The sequence below is a fragment of the Elusimicrobiota bacterium genome, from assembly GCA_040757695.1.
Taxonomy (GTDB): Bacteria; Elusimicrobiota; UBA8919; order UBA8919; family UBA8919; genus JBFLWK01.
Window position 1 is genome coordinate 1 of sequence record JBFLWK010000143.1, and the last position, 3150, is coordinate 3150.

The 3150-nt window shown below is 35.2% G+C and carries 5 protein-coding genes; 2 read left to right on the top strand and 3 right to left on the bottom strand.

Translation table 11 applies throughout. From position 1 onward, the window contains the following. Nucleotides 1-51: 51 nt before the first annotated feature. Together AB1349_13230 and AB1349_13235 are read right to left on the bottom strand one after the other, a co-directional pair. Nucleotides 52-717 carry a hypothetical protein gene (locus tag AB1349_13230; GenBank protein ID MEW6558286.1) on the bottom strand — a complete coding sequence of 222 codons (666 nt, stop codon included), beginning with the start codon at nt 715-717 and terminating at the stop codon, nt 52-54. Then, nucleotides 698-925, bottom strand: coding sequence for a hypothetical protein (locus tag AB1349_13235; GenBank protein ID MEW6558287.1), 228 nt, complete (start codon nt 923-925; stop codon nt 698-700). Before AB1349_13235 ends, AB1349_13230 begins: the two co-directional genes overlap by 20 nt. 375 nt (nt 926-1300) lie before the next feature. On the opposite strand from AB1349_13235, the gene AB1349_13240 reads away from it, so the two are divergent. Further along, complete coding sequence (locus AB1349_13240) at nt 1301-1804, top strand: nucleoside-diphosphate kinase (protein MEW6558288.1); 504 nt, start codon at nt 1301-1303, stop codon at nt 1802-1804. 14 nt (nt 1805-1818) lie between these two features. On the opposite strand, the gene AB1349_13245 is transcribed toward AB1349_13240, so the two are convergent. Continuing rightward, nucleotides 1819-2685 (bottom strand): ParB/RepB/Spo0J family partition protein, encoded by an 867-nt coding sequence (locus AB1349_13245; protein MEW6558289.1) that lies wholly within the window; start codon nt 2683-2685, stop codon nt 1819-1821. Between the two features lie 34 nt (nt 2686-2719). Here AB1349_13245 and AB1349_13250 point away from each other — a divergent pair, with 34 nt between their 5' ends. Beyond that, nucleotides 2720-3061 carry a hypothetical protein gene (locus AB1349_13250; GenBank protein ID MEW6558290.1) on the top strand — a complete coding sequence of 114 codons (342 nt, stop codon included), beginning with the start codon at nt 2720-2722 and terminating at the stop codon, nt 3059-3061. Nucleotides 3062-3150 lie beyond the last annotated feature (89 nt).

Genomic DNA, 3150 nt, shown 5'->3' on the forward strand with positions numbered 1-3150 from the left:
TGTTAGATAGAAATTAAAAGTAGACACTTTACGAATTAAAAGTAGACAGGTTCAAAGTTCAAAAGAAGACAGCCCAAGATCACTAATTTTTACTTTTTGAACATCAACAAGTTTGTTGTTACACCAGAATCTTATTTCAGCGAAAGAGTTATTTAGAGGAGAGATTCGAAGTTCTAATTGTTTGTAAGGATCAGCATTAACCCGTAGTACTAAATTGTTGATAGAAATTTTTCTATAAGCATCAGTAGTTCTTTGTAATCTTAAACAGAAAATATCTTTAGTGGATAGAAAAGGTGGTTTTATTGTAAATTCACGAAACAAGGATTTTTTCTCTTGTAAAGCTCTTTGAAATCTGTAATAAGGGACTTCTCTGGTAGTAGAGTGAACCTGACGATAATTATATCTGTTGACTTCATAGTTAAGAACAGTTTGAGCTTGTTTAATATAAGAGATATTTTCTCTGGCACAGGTTCTTACAAGTCTATCCTGGAGCCAGCCGTAAGGGCGTTCAATTTTTCCTTTGGCTTGTGAGGATAGCGCGTAAATTATTTTAACATTACAATCGTCTAATACCTGTTTCCATTGGGTGTCAACTTCGTCGGTGATTTTGCGATGTTCACGCCAGATAGAATCTCTGCCCTGAACAAATCTGAATATGGAATGTGAATCAACATAGAAAGAATAGGGCAGACCGTATTTAAGAAAAATTGATTCCATAGCTGAGATATGGTTCCAAGAAGTTTCTTTCATATTGTATTGAGAATTTATCTGGATTAGCACGATACTCTTTTATTAAAGTAAAAAATCTCGCTTTACTAATGTTGAGTATCTCTTGAACATAACTTCTTTCAATTTCTTTTTTGAGATACCGTTCAATAAGTTCTTTGACCTGACCATCTGTAAACCTTTTGTGCAACTGTTCCATAATCTAAACCCTCCTTTCCCCGCATATGCGAGAACATGTTTTGGGTTTAGATTACAAAATTTATATGATTATTTAAATATGTTGTGGATACTGCCGTTCGTGTGGAAACTGACACTTTGTTTGGATAACTCTAACGAGTTATCCACAGTTTCCACACTCACTTGGACAACTCTTCGCTATGCTTCGAGTTGCCCACACTATCCACAACTTGATGATTATTATTTCTTTTATGAAATTTTAAAATCTTAAATTTCTTAAGGTGTCTACTTTTAATTCGTAAATCCTATTAAAAGTGTCTACTTTTAATTCGTAAATGACAGATTTGATACGCCCACTTGACAAATTCTTTTTATTTTTGTATAATTATTTTTCATTATGAAACAACAGGCGCTTGTTATTGTGAAGCCGGATGGATTAAAAAAATCTTTAACCGGCAGTATTCTTATAAAACTGTCTGAAGCAAAACTTGAAATCATAGGTGCAAAGGTTGTAAAACCTACACGGGAACTTGCAGAAAAACATTATACCCATATGAAGAGCAAACCTTTTTTTGAGGATATTGTAAAATATATCTGTGGTGATATTCATGGGACTAAAAGAGTAATTGCACTTGTATATCAAGGCGAGAATGCAATTGAAAAATTACGAAAAATTGCTGGTTCAACCAATCCTGAAGAAGCCGAGCCAACAACTATCCGCGGTGCATATGGAAGAATAACTACAAAAGGTGTTTATGAGAATGTACTCCATGTTTCAGGTACTGATGAAGAATCAGAACGCGAGATAAAACTCTGGTTTGAGCCCTCCGAAATTGTCTACGAAATCTATCCTACCAAAGAAGTCATAAAAGAAAAATCAAAAATTAAAGAGTGGGTATAGAATCCGAATGCATTTTATTTTATTTTTTTAGATTTTGCGTTATTCTGTAGAATTTCAATAATCCTGTTTAGGTCAGCGAGTGAAACACACGAAATAATAATTTTTCCATGACCTGCACGATATTTTATTTCAACCTTTGTACCGAGAATTTTTTGTAATTCTTCTTCCATAACAAGTATATTACTATCTTTTCTGGGTTTTGTTTTTTTTGCTTTTTGCGAAATTTTTTCTACATCTCTGACGGTAAGTTGCTGATTTATTATTTTTTCTAAAAGTAACCGTTGTTTTAAAGGGTCATCTATTGATGCAATTGCCCGTGCATGCCCTTCGGTGATTTTACCCGCTGAAATTGCATCCTGTATCTGCTGTGGAAGCGATAAAAGCCGAATTATATTGGCAACTGTTGAACGGGCTTTCCCGAGCGTTTTTGCAAGGTCATCCTGACGCAGATTAAATTCCGTCATCAAACGTTTATAGCCCTTTGCCTCTTCTATCGGGTTGAGATCTTTACGCTGAAGATTTTCAATCAGAGAAAGTATAAAACTTTCTTTTTCTGAAACTGGTTTAACAATAGCCGGAATTTCTGGAAGTCCCGCAACTATTGTTGCTCGCCATCTTCTTTCACCAGCAACCAACTCATAGATACCATCTTTTTGTGGTGGTGAAACAATTATCGGCTGTGCAAGTCCATGGTCAAGGATTGAATTGGCAAGTTCATTGATTTCTTGTTCATCAAATTTTTCTCTTGATTGATATTTATTAGGTTTGATTTTATTGACAGGTAATTTTACAGTTCCTTCTACTACCGCAGTAGGTGTTAAAAGCACACTGCCAATTTCCGGTATTAATGCTTCCAGCCCTTTTCCAAGTGCTTTTCTCATAAACTTCCTTGTATTATGAAGTTAGGGTGTTGAAATGAGTAAGAAAGTCATCATCATCACAGTTTTTCTTTTTTGCTACTTTTTTCTTTTTGTTAATACTGTGAATTGTGTTAATAACCCCGAACTTCAAGATACACCTCCATTTTTTGAACGCTTGGGCTGGGGAAATAAAAACCACATTGGTCCTGTCCCGGTTATTTCAGGGACGCAAAGGAGATTGTTTTACTTTCTCCAGCCCGACCTTTTTATATTTTTATTTTTTAGTATAATCTTGGTGATAGCCACAAAGCACAATTTCCCTTGCTCTTTTCCGCACAAGGCGGATCAGCCTCTGGCTGAAAGAGCACAAGATAGTCAGGGGGCTAACGCCCCCTAACCCCCATTTTAATGATGAAACCACAGATTAACACAGATTAACACAGATTCCAAAAAAAGTTTATATCTCATAATTTTTATTTGCTTTTC